The 20,940-nt window shown below is 62.8% G+C and carries 14 protein-coding genes; 4 read left to right on the top strand and 10 right to left on the bottom strand.

The window, feature by feature from the left end:
• The first annotated feature begins 3 nt into the window (after positions 1–3).
• Genes ACN9MZ_RS08375 through ACN9MZ_RS08360 form a run of 4 tightly spaced genes read left to right on the top strand, consistent with a single transcriptional unit; the run spans position 4 to position 4,881 of the window.
• Entirely contained in the window at positions 4–1,512 is a 1,509-nt protein-coding gene (locus ACN9MZ_RS08375) for a sugar ABC transporter ATP-binding protein (protein WP_426341729.1), read from the top strand.
• Positions 1,509–2,501, top strand: coding sequence for an ABC transporter permease (locus ACN9MZ_RS08370; RefSeq protein ID WP_426341728.1), 993 nt, complete (start codon positions 1,509–1,511; stop codon positions 2,499–2,501). Before ACN9MZ_RS08375 ends, ACN9MZ_RS08370 begins: the two co-directional genes overlap by 4 nt.
• The gene (locus ACN9MZ_RS08365) at positions 2,498–3,514 is read left to right on the top strand and encodes an ABC transporter permease (RefSeq protein WP_426341727.1); all 1,017 of its coding nucleotides are present in this window, start codon (positions 2,498–2,500) and stop codon (positions 3,512–3,514) included. The genes ACN9MZ_RS08370 and ACN9MZ_RS08365 overlap by 4 nt, the downstream gene beginning before the upstream one ends.
• Positions 3,511–4,881, top strand: coding sequence for an FGGY-family carbohydrate kinase (locus ACN9MZ_RS08360; RefSeq protein WP_426341726.1), 1,371 nt, complete (start codon positions 3,511–3,513; stop codon positions 4,879–4,881). Before ACN9MZ_RS08365 ends, ACN9MZ_RS08360 begins: the two co-directional genes overlap by 4 nt.
• Here ACN9MZ_RS08360 and ACN9MZ_RS08355 read toward each other — a convergent pair.
• The 10 genes from ACN9MZ_RS08355 to infB all read right to left on the bottom strand — a co-directional run bounded on the left by ACN9MZ_RS08355 (position 4,868) and on the right by infB (position 20,940).
• Positions 4,868–6,775, bottom strand: a complete 1,908-nt coding sequence (locus tag ACN9MZ_RS08355; RefSeq protein WP_426341725.1) for a family 43 glycosylhydrolase — start codon at positions 6,773–6,775, stop codon at positions 4,868–4,870. The genes ACN9MZ_RS08360 and ACN9MZ_RS08355 overlap by 14 nt on opposite strands.
• Positions 6,776–6,783: 8 nt before the next feature.
• Positions 6,784–9,837, bottom strand: a complete 3,054-nt coding sequence (locus ACN9MZ_RS08350; protein WP_426341724.1) for a TonB-dependent receptor — start codon at positions 9,835–9,837, stop codon at positions 6,784–6,786.
• A 308-nt stretch (positions 9,838–10,145) separates the two neighbouring features.
• Complete coding sequence (gene typA, locus ACN9MZ_RS08345) at positions 10,146–11,981, bottom strand: translational GTPase TypA (RefSeq protein ID WP_426169847.1); 1,836 nt, start codon at positions 11,979–11,981, stop codon at positions 10,146–10,148.
• Positions 11,982–12,054: 73 nt separating this feature from the next.
• The gene (locus ACN9MZ_RS08340; protein WP_426341723.1) at positions 12,055–12,774 is read right to left on the bottom strand and encodes a LytR/AlgR family response regulator transcription factor; all 720 of its coding nucleotides are present in this window, start codon (positions 12,772–12,774) and stop codon (positions 12,055–12,057) included.
• The gene (locus ACN9MZ_RS08335) at positions 12,771–13,868 is read right to left on the bottom strand and encodes a sensor histidine kinase (RefSeq protein WP_426341722.1); all 1,098 of its coding nucleotides are present in this window, start codon (positions 13,866–13,868) and stop codon (positions 12,771–12,773) included. The genes ACN9MZ_RS08340 and ACN9MZ_RS08335 overlap by 4 nt, the downstream gene beginning before the upstream one ends.
• A 45-nt stretch (positions 13,869–13,913) precedes the next feature.
• Entirely contained in the window at positions 13,914–15,893 is a 1,980-nt protein-coding gene (locus tag ACN9MZ_RS08330; RefSeq protein ID WP_426341721.1) for a M13 family metallopeptidase, read from the bottom strand.
• Positions 15,894–16,003: 110 nt separating this feature from the next.
• Positions 16,004–16,585, bottom strand: coding sequence for a hypothetical protein (locus ACN9MZ_RS08325; RefSeq protein WP_426341720.1), 582 nt, complete (start codon positions 16,583–16,585; stop codon positions 16,004–16,006).
• A complete protein-coding gene (gene truB, locus ACN9MZ_RS08320; RefSeq protein ID WP_426341719.1) occupies positions 16,582–17,508 on the bottom strand; it encodes a tRNA pseudouridine(55) synthase TruB in 927 nt (308 codons plus the stop codon). Before truB ends, ACN9MZ_RS08325 begins: the two co-directional genes overlap by 4 nt.
• The gene (gene rbfA / locus ACN9MZ_RS08315) at positions 17,505–17,906 is read right to left on the bottom strand and encodes a 30S ribosome-binding factor RbfA (RefSeq protein WP_426169831.1); all 402 of its coding nucleotides are present in this window, start codon (positions 17,904–17,906) and stop codon (positions 17,505–17,507) included. The genes truB and rbfA overlap by 4 nt, the downstream gene beginning before the upstream one ends.
• A 145-nt stretch (positions 17,907–18,051) precedes the next feature.
• On the bottom strand, positions 18,052–20,940 hold the full coding sequence (infB, locus tag ACN9MZ_RS08310) for a translation initiation factor IF-2 (protein WP_426341718.1): 2,889 nt from the start codon (positions 20,938–20,940) through the stop codon (positions 18,052–18,054).

Here is a 20,940-nt window from a genome sequence, read left to right as displayed (position 1 = left end):
GCCATGCAAGAGCACCAGGCACCAGTGCTGGAACTTTCCGGCATCAGCAAGCGTTTTGCCGGCATCGTTGCGCTGAACAAGGTCAACCTCTCGGTACGCGCCGGCGAAGTCATGGCCCTTGTCGGCGAGAACGGCGCCGGCAAGTCCACCCTGGTCAAGACCCTGACCGGCATCTACGCGCCGGACGAAGGCGTCGTTCGCCTTGCCGGGCAGGACGTGGCATTCACTTGTCCGCAGGACGCCATGCGCGCCGGGATCACCGCTGTGCACCAGGAAACCGTGATGTTCGACGAGCTGACCGTGGCCGAGAACATCTACGTTGGCCGCCACCCAAGCCGCGCGGGCCGTATTGACTGGCAGCTGATCGAAGCGGAAGCGGAGCGCCTGTTCGCGCGGCTCGAAGTGTCGTTGCCGGTGCGCGCCCGCGTCAAGGACCTCAGCGTCGCGCAGCGACACTTCGTCGAAATTGCCCGCGCCCTGTCGCAGGAAGCGCGCGTGGTCATCATGGACGAACCGACCGCCTCTCTCTCGCAGCATGAGATCCAGGAGCTGTACCGCATCATCGGCCAGTTGCGCGCGGCCGGCACGGCGGTGATTTTCATCTCGCACAAGTTCGACGAGATATTTGCCGTCGCCGACAGCTACACGGTGCTGCGCGACGGGCAGTTCATCGCTGCTGGTTCGCTGTCCGACATCGATGAAGCCGGTCTGGTCGCCCTCATGGTTGGACGGGCTGTGCACAACGCCTACCCCAAGGCCAGCGTGGAGCCGGGCGAGGTGTTGCTGGAAGTGGAAGGCTTGTGCCACCCCACCGAATTCGACCGGGTCAGCTTCCACCTGCGGCGCGGCGAGATCCTCGGTTTCTATGGCCTGGTCGGCGCCGGCCGTTCGGAAGTGATGCAGGCCCTGTTCGGCCTGACCGCCAACGTCAGCGGCAGCATCAGGCTGGAAGGCAAGGCGTTGCACACCCGAGGGCCGCAGGACGCGATCCGTCACGGCATCGCCTACGTGCCGGAAGACCGCCAGCACCAGGGCGCCCATCTGTCGATGCCAATTCTGCAGAATATCACGCTGCCGATCCTGTCGCGCGTCGGCTTCCTGCTGCGCCGGCGGCGTGCCGAGGAATGCGCGATAGCGCGCCATTACAGCGAGCAACTGGAACTCAAAGCCAGCCACCTGCTGCAGAACGTGAGCGAACTCTCCGGCGGCAACCAGCAGAAAGTCGTGCTGGGCAAATGGCTGGCAACGCAGCCGAAGGTCATTATCCTGGACGAACCGACCAAGGGCATCGATATTGGTTCCAAAGCCGCCGTGCACCGCTTCGTCAGCCACTTGGTCGAACAAGGCTTGTCGGTCATTCTCGTCTCTTCCGAATTGCCGGAAGTACTGGGCCTGGCCGACCGCGTGCTGGTCATGCACAAGGGTCATGTGAAGCAGGTATTCAAGCGTGGCGAAGCCACGCCCGAGAACGTGGTGGCCGCCGCGTCAGGATTGGAGATGGAGACGGCATGAAACTATTGAAGCAACGCGAAACCCAGCTGGCGCTTTCAATTGCCGCCTTGGCCTTGCTGGTTGGCTGGCGCGCACCGGTATTCCTGACCGCGCCCAGCCTCGCCAACCTGCTGACCGACGGTACCTTGCTGGTCATGCTGGCACTGGCGCAGATGCTGGTGATTGTCACGCGCGGTGTCGACCTGTCGGTAGCGTCCACCCTTGCGCTGAGCGGCATGGCCGCTGCCCTGCTGGCGTCGCGCAATCCCGGTTTACCGCTTGCCTTCGTGATGCTGGCGGCCACGGCTCTTGGCCTCGTGCTTGGCCTGCTCAATGGCTGGCTGGTCGGCTACCTTGAACTGCCGCCCATCGTCGTCACCCTCGGAACCATGAGCGTCTATCGCGGCCTGGTCTTCGTGCTTTCGGGCGGCGCCTGGGTCAATTCGCACCAGCTGCCGGCGCAGTTCATCGCTTTCCCGCTTGAACGCCTGCTCGGCCTGACCCACCTGGTCTGGATCGCTGCAGCCACCGCGCTCGCCGCATGGTACGTAGCGCGCCACAGCCGCTTTGGCCGCGACCTGTACGCCATCGGAAACGAGCCGGCGTCGGCGCGCTACGTCGGGATTCCGATCGCACGCAGGCTGCTTTGGACATACGGCCTGTCCGGCGCAGTGGCCGGCCTGTGCGGCTACCTTTGGGTGGCGCGCTACGCCGTGGCCTATACCGAAATCGCTTACGGCTTTGAATTCACCATCATTGCAGCCTGCGTCATCGGCGGCACCAGCATTGCCGGCGGCTGCGGCTCGGTGACAGGCGCGGTCCTCGGCGCGCTGTTCCTCGCGGTGATCGGCAACGCCCTGCCGGTGATCAAGGTATCGCCGTTCTGGCAAAGCGCGCTGACCGGCATCGTCATCCTGGTCGCTGTATTGATCAATTCACGCGGCGGCCGCAGCAAAGGGCGCCAGATCCTGCAGCTGCACCTGAATAATCCCGCCGGGAGTGCTGCATGAACTCCGCTCAAGCCATGACCGCTCCAAGCACCTCGCGCCATAGCATTCCCGATCGTCCCGGCTTCCGGCTTGGCGCCCTGCTCGGGCGCTGGGAGTCCATGCTCGCCCTGCTGCTCGTCGCGGTGTTCGCCGTCAACGGCGCGCTGCTGCCGCATTTCCTCGACCTGGACAACCTGGCCGACGGCACCTTCAACTTCAGCGAGAAAGCCCTGCTCGCGCTGCCGATGGCACTGCTGATCATCGGCCGCGAGATCGACATTTCCGTGGCCGGCATCCTCGCGCTCAGCTCCGTTGCGATGGGCCTGGCCAACGGCGCCGGCTGGCCGCCTGAATCCCTGTTCCTGGTGGGCCTGCTGACTGGCATGGCATGCGGCGCGCTGAACGGCGTGCTGGTGACGCATTTCGCCCTGCCCTCCATCGTCGTCACCATCGGCACGGTGTCGGTGTTCCGCGGCCTGGCCAGTGTGGTACTGGGCGACCAGGCATTCACCGGCTATCCGCAACTGATGGCCGACTGGGGCCAAGGATACTTCTTCGGCGTCCTGCCGCGTGAATTCACCGTACTGCTGCTGTGCGCCGCCCTGTTCGCCTTCGTTCTGCACGCTACCAGCTGGGGGCGGCGCATTTACGCCATCGGCAACAACCCGGTGGCGGCGCGCTTTTCCGGCATTGCCGTCGATCGCTACCGCTTCATGCTGTTTGTCCTGGCGGGTGCGATGGCAGGCCTGGCAGCCTTCCTGCTGACTGGGCGCATAGGCAGCACCCGCCCCAACATCGCCATGGGTTGGGAACTCGAAGCGATCACCATGGTGATTCTCGGCGGCGTCAGCATCGCAGGCGGCATCGGCACCATCGGCGGCGTGATGCTGGCCGTGCTGACGCTGGGTGCGGTCACCTTCGGCTTGTCGCTGGCTAACGTGCCTGGCATTTACATGACGATTGCCGTAGGCGTATTGCTGCTGGTCGCGATTGCCCTGCCGCGCCTGCTGCGTCGTTGCCAGGTGGCGAAATGAGCGATCAGCGCGCCACCGTCGTCCTCGACATCGGCAAGACCAACGCCAAGCTGACCCTGATCTCCGCTGATGGCACCCAGCTTTCCGAGCGGCGCCGGCCCAACACTATCCTGCACGATGGCCCCTATCCGCACCACGACACGGAAGGCATCTGGCACTGGATGCTGGGCGTGCTGCGCCAGTTTGCCGGCCAGGCCACTATCGGCGCCATCGTGCCCGTCACGCATGGCGCCACGGCGGCGCTGGTCAACTGCGACGGCCTGGTGCTGCCCGTACTGGACTATGAATACGTGCTGCCCGCCTCGCACGTGGAACGCTACGATACGTTGCGGCCCGCCTACACAAGCAGCTACTCGCCGCGCCTTCCCGCCGGCTTGAACCTGGGCAGCCAGCTGGCATGGCTGGCGCAATCCTTCCCCAACCAGTTCGCGCAAACACAGCACATCCTGATGTACCCGCAGTATTGGGCCTGGCGCCTGTGCGGCGTGGCGGCGGGCGAAGTGACTTCGCTGGGCTGCCATACCGACTTGTGGCAGCCCGCAAAGCAGTCTTACACCGGCCTGGTAGAGCGCATGGGCTGGCATGCACTGCTGCCGCCCTTGCAGCCCGCCTGGCAGTCGCTTGGCATGCTCAAGCCCGAACTGGCGGCGCAATCAGGCTTGCCGGTCGATTGCCAGGTATTGTGCGGCATCCACGACAGCAATGCCTCCCTGCTGCGCCACCTTGGCGCTCCTGCCGTCCCTGCCGTCCTGTCCACCGGCACCTGGGTCATCGCCGCCGCCCCCGGCATGGTGCTCGACGTCTTGCGTGAGGAGGCTGACATGCTGGCCAACAGCAGCGCCTACGCACAGCCAGTACCCTGCATGCGTTTCATGGGCGGCCGGGAATTCGGCGCGATCGCCAGCGGCGCGGACGGCGCATCGCCGGCGGACTTCCTGGCGAGGGACCTGTCGGCCATAGTGCACCAGGCCACGTTCGCGCTGCCGGCCTTCGCCCAGGCAGGCCCCTTCGCACAGCGCAATGGCGGGATTGCCGGACCGGCGCCGACGAGCGCTGCGGAACGTTCAGCCCTGGCGACGCTGTACCTGGTCCTGATGTGCGATTACTGCCTGGATGCGCTGGGCGTGCGCGGCGATGTGCTGGTCGAGGGAGCTTTTACCGGAAATGCATACTTCGCTCCGGTGCTGGCAGCGCTGCGCACAGGCCGCGTGTTGGCAACTGACGATACCAGCGGAACAACTTGCGGCGGCTGGCTGCTGCATCGCCGCGAGGGCACGCCCCAACTGCAGGGCCATGCCGCCGAAGCGCTTGCGCTGGACGGCCTGCAAGCCTACCGCCAGCGCTGGCGTGAACTTATTGGGGGATGAGCATGACGCGTGCCGCAGCATCGCGCTCGGCACGCAGTACCTGGCCGTCGCTGGCCAATTCCACCACCTGGATGCTGGACCGGCGCGTGCCCTTCCCGTCCGGATGCGTGTAATAGAAGAGGAATGCGCGCTCGCCGCTGACCACCACATCCGGATGCCCACCGATCGCGCGGTCGTCCTCGCCTTTGCCGGGCTGCTGCAGCAGGTTGCCCGGCTGGCGCTTCCAGTTCAAGGCGTCGGCGGAGCGGTACACGCCCAAGCCTTGCCAAACATCGGTCACCATCCACCAACTGTCCTTCCACCGGAATACCTTTGGCCCTTCGCCAGCCTGGTCGCCAATGGCGCGGCCGCGGTCAGTCCATCTCACCAGGTCAGGGCTGTCGGCGAAATAGATCGACTTCTTGTCCGCCTCGTTGTTGTACCACATGCGCCAGCCGCCTTCGGGCAGCGCTGCGACGCTGGCGTCGATCACCTTCGGCACGGCCAACGGCACTTCGTTCGCATCGCCCCAGTTGCGCAAATCGCCGCTGGTCAGGTGAACGATATGGCGCGGATGCTTCCAGTCGTTGAAGACACCCGGCACCACCGTCAGGAACATGTGATAGCGACCATCGGGCGCACGCACCACGTCCGGCGCCCATTGCGTCGCACCGGCCCCGCCCAGCTCCTCCGGCAGCGTGATGTTGGCCGTGCCCAGGTAGCGCCAATGCGCCCCTATATCATCCGATTCGGCAATTCCGATGCGCGTACCGTGGACCCAGGCGATATCGGCCAGGCCCGGGACGTTGGCACGGCGATTGGTATAGAACATCCACCACCGCCCCACGAACGGATTCCAGATCACGACCGGGTCTGCCGCGCCGTCCTGCACCGGGTCGCGGAACAGCGGTTTGGGGGCCACAGCTCCGGCATCGTCAGGCACTGGCTCGCCGAAATCCGGCGTACCGTCGGCGCGCCAGCGAATCGCCTGCGCACGGGTGTGGCGATTCTGGTCGAGCAATGAATCGCCCGTGATGTCGCGGTAATTGCGCGCGTGGTAGACCAGGATATCCGTCTTGCCGTCCGGTGTTGTGGTAAAGGAGTTATGTCCCGGTCCGTACTGGCCGTTCGCAACGCTGCTGCGCAGTACCGGCTCGGGCGACTTGCTCCACGAGCGAGCGTCAAGCAGGTCGGCATCGTCGCGCGCGGTCAGCATCCCCAGCGCATAGTTCGCGTCCGTCGCGCTGGCGGAATAAGTCACGAACACGCGCCCGTTGCGCACCAGCGCAGCCGGTGCCTCGTTCACGTTATGGCCCTTCTTCTCCCACGCGTAATCGGGTGTCGACAACATGGTTGCAGGGCCTTTGATCGACAGCGGCGAATCCATCTTCGCGATATAGATGTCGGTCGCCTTCCTGGCAGGATCAGGATCGCTCTGCGTCCACAACAGGTAGCGCTGACCGCGCAGCGCGAAGGTGGTGGCATCGAGAGAGAAGGACTCCCTGCCCGTCTTCAGCTGGCCCCGCTCTATCCACTCGCCCTTGAAGGGATCGGGCGAACTGTTCTCCAGCACGTACAAGCGGATTTCCCAGATCGCATCCGAACGGCCGGCCGTGAAGTAGATGTACCACTTGCCGTCGATACGGTGCAGCTCGGGAGCCCAGATATGCGCGCCCATTTCGCCTTTCGCATGCTTGCGCCAGACGACGTGCGCTTCGGCCTTGCCCAGGCCTTCCAGCGTGGGCGCGCGGCGCAGCTCGATACGGTCATATTCGGGAACGGTGGCGGCGAGATAGTAATTGCCGTCATCCTGCAGCAGCACCTGAGGATCGGCGCGCTGCAGGACCAGGGGATTGGCGGACGCATCCCCTATCGCCAGCAAAGCCAGCAAAACTACAAGGAAGCGTGCAACCATCTCACTCCTTAGTGCGTATAAGTCAGGCTCACAAAATATCGACGTCCGGAGAAAGCCAGCTCGTTCACGCGGAACAGGTCGCCGGCATCGGTGACTTGTTCCTGGTCGGTCAAGTTCTTGCCCTCGATGGAGAAGGTCAGGTTCTTGTTGAAACGGTACTGGAATTTCGCATCCAGGAAGCCTGTCTTCTCCTGGAAGTTCGGATTACCCGACACGTCATTACCGCCGGTGAAGAAGCGGTCGCGATAAGTATATGCGATACGTGCGTTGTACTCATTGCGGTCATACCAGAAGGCGATGTTGTAGCTGTTCTTCGACAGGCCCGGATACGGCAGCTCGGTCCCGTCCAGGGCATTCACCAGCGCCGTGCCGGCAGCGTACTTGAACTTCATGCGCGTGTAGTTGGTATCGATGCCGAAACCACCGAGCCAGCCAGGGAGCATGGTCAAGGCCGTGCGTGCCGTCAGCTCGACACCCTTGGTGGTTGCGCCCTGGCCGTTGATCGGCTGGGTCACGTCGAACAGCACGCCATCCTTGAACAAGTCGACCTTGGGCACTACCGCCTTGTCGACGATGTAGCTGGTGATCTTCTTGTTGAACAGGCCCATGCTCAACTGGGTATCCTTGCTTGGATAGTATTCCAGGCTCAGGTCAGTATTGGTTGCGCGGTAGGGCTTCAGGTCCGGGTTGCCAGCCTTGCAGTCGTCAATGCCATCGCCCCCGAATTGTGCCAGACCACTGCCTGCGGTACAGGTGGCGTTCGGCACCAGCAAATCGATCTTCGGACGCGCCAGTACCTTGCCCCAGGCGGTGCGGACCAGGAAGGTGTCTGGTACGAGCCACAAGCCGGCATTCACGCTCGGCATCCAGTCGTGATAAGTGTTGTCGACAGTAGCGATGCCGTTGGAAATGACGCGGTCGACGAAAGACGTGCTGCCAGGCGCAGTGGCCACGCGCACCTGGTATTTCGCCAGCCCGGTGGCACTTTCCTGGGTACGGGCATACCGCACGCCGATGTTGCCGAAGAGTTGGCGCTCTGCCAGCTCAGTGCTGAAGTCCAGGCGGCCGTAGCCGGCAAGCACGCGTTCCTCCGCCCTGAATGCAGGAATCTGCGGATACGTCTTGCCGTCGCTGCCCGGCGCGTTGTACAGGTATTGGTGGGTGAAATGCGACGTATCGAAATAAGGCGTCGCTGCCTGGTAGTTGGGGCTCAACCAGCCCGAAGGCATGTTGCTGACGCCATCGAAGCCCTTGAAGAAGGTGCCCGGCGAGGTTCCGCGCACGGCAGCCACCAGCGCCTCCATCTGCGCCGCATTGATGTACTTGGTCGAAGAAGTCGACGAGATAAATGGCTGCACGTCCGCAGCACGCACGACGCCGGTCTTGTTCAAAGGATCGTAGATCAGCGTCTGGTTGACGTTGGCCTGCAAGACGTTGACGTCGTCCGCGGTCGAGGCCAGGTTCGCGCCATTGCTGGCCAGGTAGCCGCCACCCCCGTACTTTTGCGCCGTCGAACGGCGGCTCTGCACGCCGAACCACAGCTTGCGGAAGAATGGGTTATCCAGCTTGTACTTGAAATCCAGCTTGCCCTGGTCTTCCGTGTTCCTGGTTTCCGAAGGCCGGTATTGCAGCTGTACTTGCATATAGGAGGTGTTGGCATCAGGCGAATACCCTGACGGGAATTCGAAATGCGGCAAGCCTTGCGCGTCGAGCGACACCTTAAGGCCCGGCGCATTCTGCGTCATCGAAATATTGTTACTCTGCGAGCTGTATTTGGACTTCGAGGCATTCAGCAAACCGTCCACCTCCCAGGCGCCGGACTTCCAGTTGAATCCCGTGGACAGGTAATCCGAGCGGACCTTCAGCGAGAAGTCGCGCGCCGACGTACCGAAGGCGCCCTGTCCACCGGTGCCGCCCACATACAGGCAGTTGCCGACTGTGAATTGGGTCACATAATGGTTTTGCACCGTGACGCCTGCGGGAGTACTCGTGGTTGGGACGCCCACACAGCTGCCCGCGGTGGTCGGCACGCCCGTGGCGGGGTTATACACCGGCGCGGTGCCGGCATTGGACAGGCGGGTGACGTTGCCCAGGTCCGTGCCGAAGTTGCGGTCATTCAGGCGCTGGTCCTGGTCATTGCCTTCGTAGCTGACAAAGGCCCGCAAGCCCGGCGTAAACTGGTATTGCGCCGTCAGTTCCGCTGAAGTGCGTTGGTGGTCGCGGGTCCAGATGCCGTAGCGCGAAATACCCGGCGAATAGTCGGACCATTGCGCGTTGCAGGCGGTGCGCTGGGCCGTGGTCAGCGTCGTCGACGCGCAGCCGGCAGGCGTGCTCACGGCCGCCACGGCCGGGTCAAGGCTGGTGACCGTCTTCTCCGGCGAGAAGTCCCAGTCACGCAGGAAGCGCCACGAAGTATTGCGCGCGTAGTCATTGCGGGTGAAAACCTTGTCGTAGACGATATTGGCCATCAGGCCAAGCTTGCCGTCCAGGTACTTGTCGGCCAGCAGCAAGCTGGCACGCGGCTGCACGCCGCCACGGCTCGTCGCCCGCTCCCCGGAAATCGTGGTGCTGAGGGTGGGCTTGGTGAAATCGAGCGGCTTGCGCGTGGTGATGACCACCGTACCGCCTACGCCGCCTTCCGTCAGGTCGGCGGTGGTTCCTTTGTAGACGTCGATCGACTGGATCAATTCCGAGGCCAGCTCGCGCAATTCCGCGCCGCGGCCGCCACCATCACCCGTGGCCAGCACCGACATGCCGTTGATCTCCACCCGGTTCAGGTCCGGCTCCACGCCGCGGATGGAGACCTGCGAGCCTTCGCCGAAATCACGGGTCAACTGCACGCCAGTGATGCGCGACAGCGCCTCGCCCACGTTCTTGTCCGGGAACTGGTTCACGTCTTCCGCCACCAGCGAATCGGAAACAGTGCTGCTGCGGATCTTGCGCTCGATAGCCGATGCCACGGAAGCACGCGTGCCGCTGACGGTCACCACATGCGTTGCTTGCTGCTCCGCCTCCTGCGCAAAGGCGCCGCTGGCGACCAGTTGCGATACCAAAATGAACATCGTCCGATTGAACAGTCGGACTTTCCTGTACTGCGGCTGACTCACGGTGATCTCCTTGTTGTAGTTTTGCTTGCTTGGTGAGCCGATTCTAAGTGAGCCCTGTAACGAAAAATCACGCACCTGCCAAAGAATCACTACGATGATCAAAGTGTTGAAAAAACCCCGCAGTTAAAGGCGTTCTACGAATAAGGATATGCTTGCTGCGATGCGCAAACGGTCAATCCGGTGATTGCTTGTTACACGCAGGCGCAAACAAAAAGCCCGCCGGCTCTTGCGAGGCGGCGGGCTGGCGCGATGCGCTGAGGCGATTACGCGTTTTCTTTGGAAGCGCGCTTGCGCTCGTGTTCCTTCAGGTAGCGCTTGCGCAGGCGGATCGACTTAGGCGTGATTTCCACCAGCTCGTCGTCCTCGATGAATTCCACTGCGTATTCCAGCGACAGCTGGACTGGCGGAACCAGGCGCACTGCCTCGTCGGTGCCGGAAGCACGCACGTTGGTCAGCTGCTTGCCCTTGATCGGGTTCACCACCAGGTCGTTGTCGCGCGAGTGGATACCGATGATCATGCCTTCGTACACTGGGTCGTTGTGCACCACGAACATGCGGCCACGGTCCTGCAGCTTCCACAGTGCATAGGCAACGGCCTGGCCGTCATCCTGGGAGATCATCACGCCGTTGCGGCGGCCAGCCATTTCACCCTTGGAGGTGTCGACCGGAGCGTAGGCGTCGAAAACGTGCGACATCAGGCCGGTACCGCGGGTCAGGGTCATGAATTCGCCCTGGAAGCCGATCAGGCCGCGCGCAGGAATACGGTACTCCAGGCGCACACGGCCCTTGCCGTCCGATTCCATGTTCTGCAGGTCGCCACGGCGGCGGCCCAGTTCTTCCATCACGCCGCCCTGGTTGGCTTCTTCCACGTCAACCGACAGCATTTCGTATGGCTCGTGGCGTACGCCGTCCACCATCTTGAACACAACGCGCGGACGCGACACGGCCATTTCGAAGCCCTCGCGACGCATGTTTTCGATCAGGATGGTCAGGTGCAGTTCGCCGCGGCCGGACACTTCGAAGATCGTGTCGTCGTCGGTCGGGGCAACGCGCAGTGCCACGTTGGATTTCAGTTCCTTGTCCAGGCGGTCGCGCAATTGGCGCGATGTCACGAACTTGCCTTCGCGGCCAGCCAGCGGCGAGGTGTTGACCATGAAGTTCATGGTCAGGGTTGGTTCATCGACGGTCAGCATTGGCAGCGGATCAGGGGTGTCGGCTGCGCACACGGTGGAGCCGATGCCGATTTCCTCGATACCGTTGATCAGGACGATGTCGCCTGCGACAGCCTCGTCAACCAGCACGCGCTCCAGGCCCTTGAAGTTCAGCACCTGGTTGATGCGGCCCTTGATCGGGGTAGCGCCTGGACCGTCGACAACGACCACGTCCTGGCCTGCTTTCACGCGGCCACGGTTGATACGGCCGATACCGATCTTGCCCACGTAGGACGAGTAGTCCAGCGAGGTGATTTGCATCTGCAGCGGGCCGTCCGGATTGTCGTCGCGCACCGGCACGTACTTCAGGATCGCTTCGAACAGTGGCTTCATGTCGCCGCCGCGCACGTCTTCGGTCAGGCCGGCGTAGCCGTTCAGGCCCGACGCGTAGATGATCGGGAAGTCCAGCTGTTCATCGGTTGCGCCCAGCTTGTCGAACAGTTCGAAAGTCTGGTTGATCGCCCAGTCAGCGCGCGCGCCAGGACGGTCGATCTTGTTCAGCACCACGATCGGCTTCAGGCCCAGGGCCAGCGCCTTGCGGGTGACGAAACGGGTCTGAGGCATCGGGCCTTCCTGCGCGTCGACCAGCAGCAGCACGGAGTCGACCATCGACAGCACGCGCTCCACTTCGCCGCCGAAGTCGGCGTGGCCGGGGGTATCGACGATGTTGATGTGGGTGCCTTCGTACTCAACGGCGCAGTTCTTCGACAGGATGGTAATGCCGCGTTCTTTCTCCAGGTCGTTGGAGTCCATGACGCGGTTGTCCACTTGCTGGTTCTCGCGGAAGGTACCGGATTGCTTCAGCAGCTGGTCCACCAGGGTGGTTTTGCCATGGTCGACGTGGGCGATGATGGCGATGTTGCGAATTGCGCGTTTAGTATTAGACATGATTTGTGTATTGACAGGAATTCTGCACGTGCGGAAGCACTGAACCCACTAGTATAGCATGGTGTGGCGCGACTTAGAAACTGAGCAGTTCTTTCAACTGGGCTGCGTTGCGGCGCGAAATTTCCAGCACCTTGCCGCCGGTGAGGGTCACCTCGTAGCCCAGATTCATCGACTCCTCGATGCGCACGATGGACTGCAGGTTGACGATGTGCTGGCGATTGGCGCGGAAGAAGAACTGCCTGGGCAGGCGGGCCTCAATGCTGTTCAGCGACTTCTTGACGTAGGCGCTCTTTTCACCGAAGAACACCCGTACGTAATTCCTGCAGCTCTCGATGTAATGGATCGCGTCAAGCGACACCAGGTGGCAGCGGTCGCCATCCTTGATAAAAATCTTGCTGTTAAATTCCAGTTCCGGCTTGGGCCCCTCGCCCTCGTCCGAGGCGCCGGGGGCGCCCGTCAGCTTGGCTATGGCCAGTGCCAGGCGTTCGGCGCTGATCGGCTTCAGGAGGTAATCGACCGTATGGAAGTCGAAGGAACGGATGGCATGTTCGGAATAGGCAGTGGTGAAGATCACGCGCGGCACATAATCGAGCTGCTCCAGCAAATCAAAGCCCGTGGCACCGGGCATATGGATGTCGAGGAAAACAACGTCGGGCCGCGTCTCCCGCATCAATGCCAGCGCCGTACTCGGATGGTCCGCCTGTCCGATCACGTCCATCGCGGGGAAAGCCTGCAGCATGCGCACCAGCCCTTCGCGCGCCAGGCGGGAATCTTCAACGACAACAGCTTTCACTTTGCATATTCCTTGGGTAATGTCACCGTCACTTTAAACTTGCCGGCACTGCGCTCGACCAGGATGGCGGCCAGTTCGCCATACAGCAACTTCAAACGACGTTCGATATTCTGCAAACCGATACCCATGCCGTCTGTCTTGCCGGGCGCCTGTTGCGGCGTATCGTTGCAGACTTCAAATACCAGGCAATCATCGCGGTCGGCCAGGTCCACCGCCAGCCTGCCGCCGCGCTGGAGGTTCTCCAGGCCATGCTTGACCGCATTTTCAACCAGCATCTGCAGCACCATCGGCGGCACCAGGGCGCCGTGCAATTGCTCGGGAATGCGGATCGCGAAATCCATGCGCTCTTCCAGCTGGATCTTCACGATGCCCACGTACTGGTGGATGATGGCCAGTTCACGGCGCAAGCTCACCTTGTCGTGGCGACTGCTTTCCAGTGAATAGCGCAGGATTTCAGACAGAGACGTCATCATGCGGTCGGCCAACTGCACGTCCTCATGCATCATGAAACGGATGTTGTTCAAGGCGTTGAACAGGAAATGGGGGTTGAGCTGGTTTGACAGGCTGCTCAACTGGGCTTCCTTCAAGCCGTTCTGCAGGCGCAAGGTCTGCAATTCCGTTTCGCGGATGTGACGCATCGAGGTGACGCTGGTATAGATGAAACACCAGATGCAGACGAAGAGCTGACTTTGCACCGCCTGTTCAACGAACGAGTCGACGTAATAGCGCCAGGGATCGAACACCATCCCGAGAGCCTGGTACTGGGCGCGCACATCTCCGATGAACGGCGGAGCGACAAGCAATACTACCAGCACCCCCATGGCGATGCCCGCCACCGCACTGTAGCCCACAGCGATGAAAACAAGACGCCCCATGGACAGTTGCTTCCACGCGCGGCGCAGGTAAAGCCACCGGAAACACAGCACTGCCACCGTGTACATCGGCATCCACGACGTGCTTGCCAGCAGCTTGCTGGCAACGCGGTAGCCGGTGAAATAGATCATCAATGCCGACACCGCAAAGCCGAGGGCGAGCGCACTGCCATGGAAGATCCAGAACTGCCTGTCGTGCGGGAAGAAGGAGGGTTGGCGCATGACGGAATTCTATGTGACTTTTATGCAATAAGCGAGATATGCGCCTCACCACGCCCGAATGCGTTCGTTCACCGGCTTGAACATGGCATCGCCCGGCTTGGTGGCGAACGCCTCATGGAAGCCATCGACGTTCACCGCCGGCCCGTTGGCACGAAACTCGTTCGGCGCGTGGGGATCGGACGCCAGCAGTTGCAATACCCGTTCGTCGCGCGCCTTCTTGCGCCAGCTTTTCGCAAAGTTCAGGAAAAAGCGCTGCTCGCCGCTGAACCCCTCCATCAGCGGCACGACTTTGCCGGCAGATGCGAGCCGATATGCGCGGAACGCCACCTGCAGCCCGGTGAGGTCGGCCATATTCTCCGACAGCGTCATGGCGCCGTTGACGTGCTTGCCCGGCAAGACTTCGTAGCGCGCGTACTGCGCCTGCAGGCGCTGGCCGATCTCCTCGAAAGCTTTGCGGTCTGCTTCGCTCCACCAGTTGCGCATGACGCCATCGCCATCAAACTGCGCACCCATCGTATCGAAACCGTGGCTGATCTCGTGGGCAATCTGGACGCCGATGCCGCCGTAGTTGGCCGCATCGTCCGCTGCCATATCGAACAAGGGCGCCTGCAGCAGGCCAGCCGGCAAGTTGATCTCGTTCAGCATCGGATCGTAGAAAGCGTTGACGGTAATCGGGGACATTGCCCATGCGTTGCGGTCCATCCGCTTGCCCGCCTGCGCCGCCTTGTATTCCCACTCAAAGCGACGCGCGCGGTGACGGTTCCCAAGCGCGTCGCCGTCACGTACTACAAGCCCGGAATAATCGCGCCACTGCTCCGGATACCCGATCTTGGCCTTGTATTTGGACAGTTTGGCCAAAGCCTGCTCGCGTGTCGCCGCCGACATCCAGCTGCTTTCCGCGATCACTTCGCGATAGGCGCCAAGCAGGTGGTCGACCATGGCGCTCACGCGCGCCTTGTGCGCAGCCGGGAAATGGCGTTCGACATACACTTTGCTTAACGGCTCGCCCAAAGCCGAACTGATCTCGGTGATCGCGGCTTCGACACGCGGCGCTTCGGCGCCGAGGCCGCCAAGGGCCCTGCCCCTGAAAGCGAACCGTGCATCGCGAAAGGCTTTCGGCAATACTGGCGCCGCTTCGTCCAGGCTGCGCAGCTTGAAATACATCTTCCAGTCGTCCAGGGGAACTGCGGCGAACAGCGCGGCAATGGCCTTGGCCGGCGCAAGCTGCGCCACCGTTACCGCTTCGCCCTCGGGCATGCTGGCGGCGCGCATAAAGGCCGGCCAGTCGATGCCGGGCGCGTGGCGCAGCAACTCGCGCGCGTTCATTGGGTTGTACATCAGCGCCGGATCGCGCGCCTGCGCCAGCGGAAGCTGGACTGCTGCGATGCGCTGTTCCAGCGCCAGCACGCGTGCAGCCATCGCTGCCGGCTGCGGCTGGCCCGCCAGCGCCGCCAGCGTCGCAAGGTAGTCGCAATAGGCGGCGCGCGCTTTAGCCATCGGGGCGTCGTCCGGCAACAGATAGTAATCGCGGTTTGGCAAGCCAAGCCCGCCCTGCCACATCATGACGCGATTCAGCGTCGGATCCTTGAAGTCGGCAAAGCCGCCCCACAGCCACAGCGGCGTCTCAATGCGTCCCTGCGCCCGTCCCATCCACCGGGCCAGCTGGCGGCGATTGCCAATGGCGTCAATCTCGGCCAACAAGGGCCGGATCGGCGCCAAGCCTTCCTTTTCAATCCGTGCGGTATCCAGGTTGGCCGCGTAGTAGCTGCCGATCTTGCGCTCAATGCTGCCCGCACGCTGCGGCTGCGCCGACAGCTCCTCGACGATATCGCGCACGCGCTGATCGACGATATCGGGCAGATCGGCGCCGTAGGACTCGGCGCGGTTGGCGGGAATGGTGGTGGTCTCGATCCAGGCGCCGTTGACGGCCCGGTACAGGTCATCCTGGATGCGCGGCGCGGCGGCACCGGCCTGGGCGGCGAGGGAAGCCAGCATCGCCAGGCTGGCAAGCTTCTGCAGTTTCATGGTGAGCCTTTCGAATGAATTGGTGGTTCATTCTCGGGCCTCTTCCTTGAGCCTGGAAAAAAAGGGGCCGAACGGCGCTATGCGGGGACAGGTGGCAAAAACCTGGGCGCTCAGGCAAGCGAAATCAGCAGACTGCTTCGCTCGTCCTTTGCCAGACGGAGTAGCGCGAGAATCTCGCGTATTGCGTCTTCGCTTTCAGAATGTGCATGGTCCTGCAGCCTGTCGCAAAAATCCGCCACCTCATGCGGCAACAGCCAGGACCAGCGGAACACGCCGTCTGCCGATCGATAAGTATGGTCGCTGCATTCAGCCAGGGTGTCACCCGCGAACAGGCGCCGATAGTATTCGCACACTTCGCGGCTGGCAGCCGGCAGGACCCGCGCGAGCTCCATGGGATAGCAATGCGTGGTCGCCGGCGTGACGTCCTGCTCTCCATGACGGGCGGTCATGGTGCAGAAGATCCAGTAATCGTGCATGAGGCGGTCGATCAGGCATGCTTCGTCCAGATGGGCAGTCTTCAGCGCTGCAGCGCCGCACAGTGAAATGTCCGCAAGCTTGGCCAGCGCCGCAGGCGGATATTCGCCGGATAACTCTCCAGCCAGCTCAAGAAGCCAGCTCTCGAATTCGGCGGCATCGGCGAGAAACCTGGACCGGAGGCCGTCAGGGGCGCCGAGTTCAAAGTACGCCTTCACGCAGTCGCGATCAAGCGCTCCGGCGCCAGGATGGCATATTCGCCGAAGAAGCCAGTGCCGAGCAGGCGGCCGGCTTCATCGTAAATGCGCACCCGGCCCTCGTATGGCGCGGGGACGGCAATGCTTGGCTCTTTGCCGAGCGGCAGGCGTTGGCCGTGCAGGAAGCGCTTCGCCAGGTCGGCGTTCAGCACGATGCGCGGGAAAGAGGACAGCAGTGTGTCGACGGGCGCCAGCAGCTCGCGTGGCGCAGCGTGGGCGGCCAGGTCTTCCAGCGTGACCATCTTGTCGGTGGTCAGCGCGCCGACTTGCGTGCGGCGCAGGGCGTTCAGGTGCGCACCGCAGCCCAGGGCTGCGCCGATGTCTTCGCCCAGCACGCGGATATAAGTGCCTTTGCTGCAGGTGACTTCAATGCGCAAGAACGGCGCTTCATAGCCGACGATTTCCAGCTTGTGGATCACCACGTCGCGCGCCTCGCGCTCGAGCGTGATGCCTTCGCGGGCGTATTCGTACAAGGCCTTGCCATCACGCTTGAGCGCGGAGTACATCGGCGGTACTTGCTTGATTGGGCCGCGGAAACGGGGCAGCACCGCTTCAATGTCTGCCAGCGTCGCGCTGACGTCGCGCGTTTCCAGCACCTGGCCTTCGGTGTCGCCGGTGTCGGTGCGCACGCCAAGGTGCACGGTGGCCAGGTAGGTCTTGTCGGCTTCCAGCAGGTCTTGCGAGAACTTGGTCGCTTCGCCGAAACACAGCGGCAGCAAGCCGGTGGCAAACGGGTCGAGCGTGCCGGTGTGGCCGGCTTTTTTCGCGTTCATGAAGCGCTTGGCCTTGATCAGGGCGTCGTTGCTGGACAGGCCAACCGGCTTATCGAGCAGCAGCACGCCGTCCACGGCGTCGCGCACGCGCTTTACACGTGCTTCGGTCATTCTTCGTCTTTGTCTTCTTCGAAGTCGGCGGCGCGGGTGGCGTTGGCCTTGTCGATCAGGGCGGACATTGCCATGCCGCGCGAGGCGGACATGTCATGCAGGAAGTGCAGCTGCGGCAGCGTGTGGATGTGCAGGCGCTTGCCCAGCTGGTTGCGCAGGTAGCCCGCGGCAGCGGCGAGGCCGGCCAGGGTGTTCTTGATCGACTCGGGATCGTCCTTCAGGGTGGTGAAGAACACCTTCGCGTGGGCGTAGTCGGGCGTCAGCTGCACTTCGGACAAGGTGATCATGCCGACGCGCGGGTCCTTCACTTCGAAGGCGATCAGCTCGGACAGGTCTTTCTGGATTTGATCCGCCACGCGCAGGCCGCGCTGGGGGATGGATTTGCTGTGTTTTGCCATGATGATTCCTTTTAAACCCGGTAAACCTGGGCCAGACCCGAGGGTCTGACCCAGGTTTACCGGGTTTTAATAAACTAAAAGGCGGGTGCCCTGCCCCGCTCTCGCGAGGCGGGAAGCACCCGCCGTGTATCGCGCCGTCCTGCTGTTACAGGGTACGGGCGATCTCCTGCACTTCGAACACTTCGAGCACGTCGCCGACGACGATGTCGTTGTAGCCCTTCAGGTTCAGGCCGCACTCCAGGCCGGCACGAACTTCCTTCGCATCGTCCTTGAAGCGCTTGAGCGAGTCGATCTCGCCGGTCCACACCACGATGTTGTTGCGCAACAGGCGGACGGAAGACGAACGCTTGACCACGCCATCGGTAACCAGGCAGCCTGCAATCGCGCCGACCTTGGAGACGTGGATGACCTGGCGAATCTCGACCTGGCCGGTAACGTGTTCGCGCTTCTCCGGCGCCAGCATGCCCGACAACGCCGCTTTGACCTCTTCGATCGCATCGTAAATGATGTTGTAGTAGCGGATGTCGACGCCGTTGGTCTCGGCCAGCTTGCGCGCCTGTGCATCGGCACGGGCGTTGAAGCCGATGATGACTGCCTTGGAAGCGGTCGCCAGGTTGACGTCCGATTCCGAGATGCCGCCCACCGCTGCGTGCACGATCTGTACCCGCACCTCGGAGGTCGACAGCTTCTGCAGCGAGCCAACCAGCGCTTCCTGCGAACCTTGCACGTCGGTCTTGATGATCAGCGGCAGGTTCTTCACTTCGCCTTCGGCCATCTGGTCGAACATGTTCTCCAGCTTCGCGGCCTGCTGCTTGGCCAGCTTCACATCGCGGAACTTACCTTGGCGGAACAGGCCGATCTCACGGGCTTTACGCTCGTCAGCCATGACCATCGCTTCTTCACCGGCCGCCGGCACCTCGGTCAGGCCCTGGATCTCGACCGGGATCGAAGGACCCGCTTCGGCGATCGACTTGCCGTTTTCGTCCAGCATGGCACGCACACGGCCGAAGGAGGAACCGGCCAGCACAACGTCGCCGCGGCGCAGGGTACCGGACTGCACCAGGATGGTGGCCACCGGACCACGGCCCTTGTCGAGGCGGGCTTCCACCACCAGGCCGCGCGCAGGCGCTTCGACCGGGGCTTTCAGTTCCAGCACCTCGGCCTGCAGCAGCACTTGCTCCAGCAGGTCGTCGATGCCCTGGCCGGTCTTCGCGGACACCGGCACGAATGGCGAATCGCCACCGTATTCTTCCGGCACCACTTGTTCGGCCACCAGCTCCTGGGTCACGCGGTCGACGTTGCCGCCTGGTTTGTCGATCTTGTTGATCGCCACCACCAGCGGTACGCCCGCTGCCTTGGCGTGGGCAATCGCTTCCTTCGTCTGCGGCATCACGCCGTCGTCGGCCGCTACCACCAGGATCACGATGTCGGTCGCTTTCGCACCGCGGGCACGCATTGCCGTGAAGGCTTCGTGGCCCGGGGTATCCAGGAAAGTGATGATGCCGCGCGGGGTTTCCACGTGGTAGGCACCGATGTGCTGGGTAATGCCGCCGGCTTCGCCCGACGCGACCTTGGCGCGGCGGATGTAGTCCAGCAGCGAGGTCTTGCCGTGGTCGACGTGGCCCATCACGGTCACCACTGGTGCGCGCGGGGTTGCTTCGTATTCGGCGTGCTCGCCCTGGTCGGCCAGCAGCGCTTCCGGATCGTCGACAGCGGCAGCGAAGGCCTTGTGGCCCATCTCTTCCACCACAATCATCGCGGTTTCCTGGTCCAGCACCTGGTTGATGGTGCACATCTGGCCCAGCTTCATCAGCTGCTTGATGACTTCGGATGCCTTGACTGCCATCTTGTGCGCCAGTTCGGCCACGGTGATGGTTTCCGGCACGTGCACTTCATGCACGATCGCCTCGGTCGGCTGCTGGAAGTTGGTTTCGCGATCGTCATGATGACCACCGCGGCGACCGCCTTTGCCGCCTGCGCGCCAGCCGTCGCGGCCGCCCGCATTGGCGCCGGTGTTGCCACCGCGGCCTTTGCCTGCACCGCCGCCTGGGGCGCCACGGCGCTTCTCGTCCTGCCAGGTCGAAGCCACGTTGGCCGACTTGATGGACTTCTTGTCGCCGCCCTTCTTGTCATCCTTCTTCTCGCCGGCTGGAGCTGCGGTGGTCGCAGGCTTCTTGTCGACTGGCTTGTGCAGGGTGCCTTCAGCGACTTTCGGCTTGGCGGCAGCGGCGGCCGGTGCCGGCTCTGGCGCCTTCATCACGCGGCGCGGCTGGCTCATCATCAGCTTGATCTGGGCCACTTCGTCCGCAACAGCTTTGCGGGCACGTTCGGTCGCTTCGGCGCGCTCGGCGGCTTCCTTGGCGGCGATTTCGTGCTTGCGCTTGGATTCTTCGGCGTCAGCCAGGCGCTTTTTCTCTTCTTCTTCGGCGGCGGCTTTCTGCGCGGCGCCGGATGCAGCGGCAGCAGCAGCCTTCTCGGCGGCGGCCTTGTCGGCTGCAGCTTTCTTGGCCTGCTCTTCCGCTACGCGCTTGGCTTCCTCTTCGGCGGCTTTGGCTTGTGCAGCCTTTTCCTCGTCGAGCTTGGCCAGGCGCTCCTGTTTCTCTTTCAGTTCTGCTTCCTGGCGAGCAATCAGCTCGGCCTGGCGGCGTGCTTCTTCTTCACGGCGCGCCTGTTCGGCGGCGTCGATCACCGGCGCGGCCGGCTTGGCGGCTACTGCGGTGGTCAGGTCGTCGCGCTGCACGAAGGTGCGCTTCTTGCGCACTTCGACCTGGATGGTGCGGGCCTTGCCGGAGGCGTCGGCCTGCTTGATCTCCGTGGTCTCTTTACGAGTCAGGGTGATCTTTTTCTTTTCGCCCGGCTCTGCTCCTGCGCCGTGGGTACGGCGCAGGTGTTCCAGCAGCTTGTCCTTATCATCTTTTGACAATGGATCTGACGCCGAACTCTTTTCGACGCCAGCAGACTTCAGCTGCGACAGCAGCAAATCTGCAGGCATCTTCAGTTCGGTGGCAAATTGGGCTACGTTGTTACTCGCCAT

The organism is Pseudoduganella sp. S-14 (assembly GCF_049913285.1).
Taxonomy (GTDB): domain Bacteria; phylum Pseudomonadota; class Gammaproteobacteria; order Burkholderiales; family Burkholderiaceae_D; genus Rugamonas.
The sequence above is the reverse complement of the archived record's forward strand: the minus strand, read 5'-3'. Positions and strand labels throughout refer to the sequence as shown.

Bases quoted from the DNA above. Each gene is read 5' to 3' on its own strand.
- ACN9MZ_RS08375 (WP_426341729.1), top strand. From the start codon at position 4: ATGCAAGAGCACCAGGCACCAGTGCTGGAACTTTCCGGCATCAGCAAG.
- ACN9MZ_RS08370 (WP_426341728.1), top strand. From the start codon at position 1,509: ATGAAACTATTGAAGCAACGCGAAACCCAGCTGGCGCTTTCAATTGCC.
- ACN9MZ_RS08365 (WP_426341727.1), top strand. From the start codon at position 2,498: ATGAACTCCGCTCAAGCCATGACCGCTCCAAGCACCTCGCGCCATAGC.
- ACN9MZ_RS08360 (WP_426341726.1), top strand. From the start codon at position 3,511: ATGAGCGATCAGCGCGCCACCGTCGTCCTCGACATCGGCAAGACCAAC.
- ACN9MZ_RS08355 (WP_426341725.1), bottom strand. From the start codon at position 6,775: ATGGTTGCACGCTTCCTTGTAGTTTTGCTGGCTTTGCTGGCGATAGGG.
- ACN9MZ_RS08350 (WP_426341724.1), bottom strand. From the start codon at position 9,837: ATGTTCATTTTGGTATCGCAACTGGTCGCCAGCGGCGCCTTTGCGCAG.
- typA (WP_426169847.1), bottom strand. From the start codon at position 11,981: ATGTCTAATACTAAACGCGCAATTCGCAACATCGCCATCATCGCCCAC.
- ACN9MZ_RS08335 (WP_426341722.1), bottom strand. From the start codon at position 13,868: ATGCGCCAACCCTCCTTCTTCCCGCACGACAGGCAGTTCTGGATCTTC.
- ACN9MZ_RS08330 (WP_426341721.1), bottom strand. From the start codon at position 15,893: ATGAAACTGCAGAAGCTTGCCAGCCTGGCGATGCTGGCTTCCCTCGCC.
- truB (WP_426341719.1), bottom strand. From the start codon at position 17,508: ATGACCGAAGCACGTGTAAAGCGCGTGCGCGACGCCGTGGACGGCGTG.
- rbfA (WP_426169831.1), bottom strand. From the start codon at position 17,906: ATGGCAAAACACAGCAAATCCATCCCCCAGCGCGGCCTGCGCGTGGCG.
- infB (WP_426341718.1), bottom strand. From the start codon at position 20,940: ATGGCGAGTAACAACGTAGCCCAATTTGCCACCGAACTGAAGATGCCT.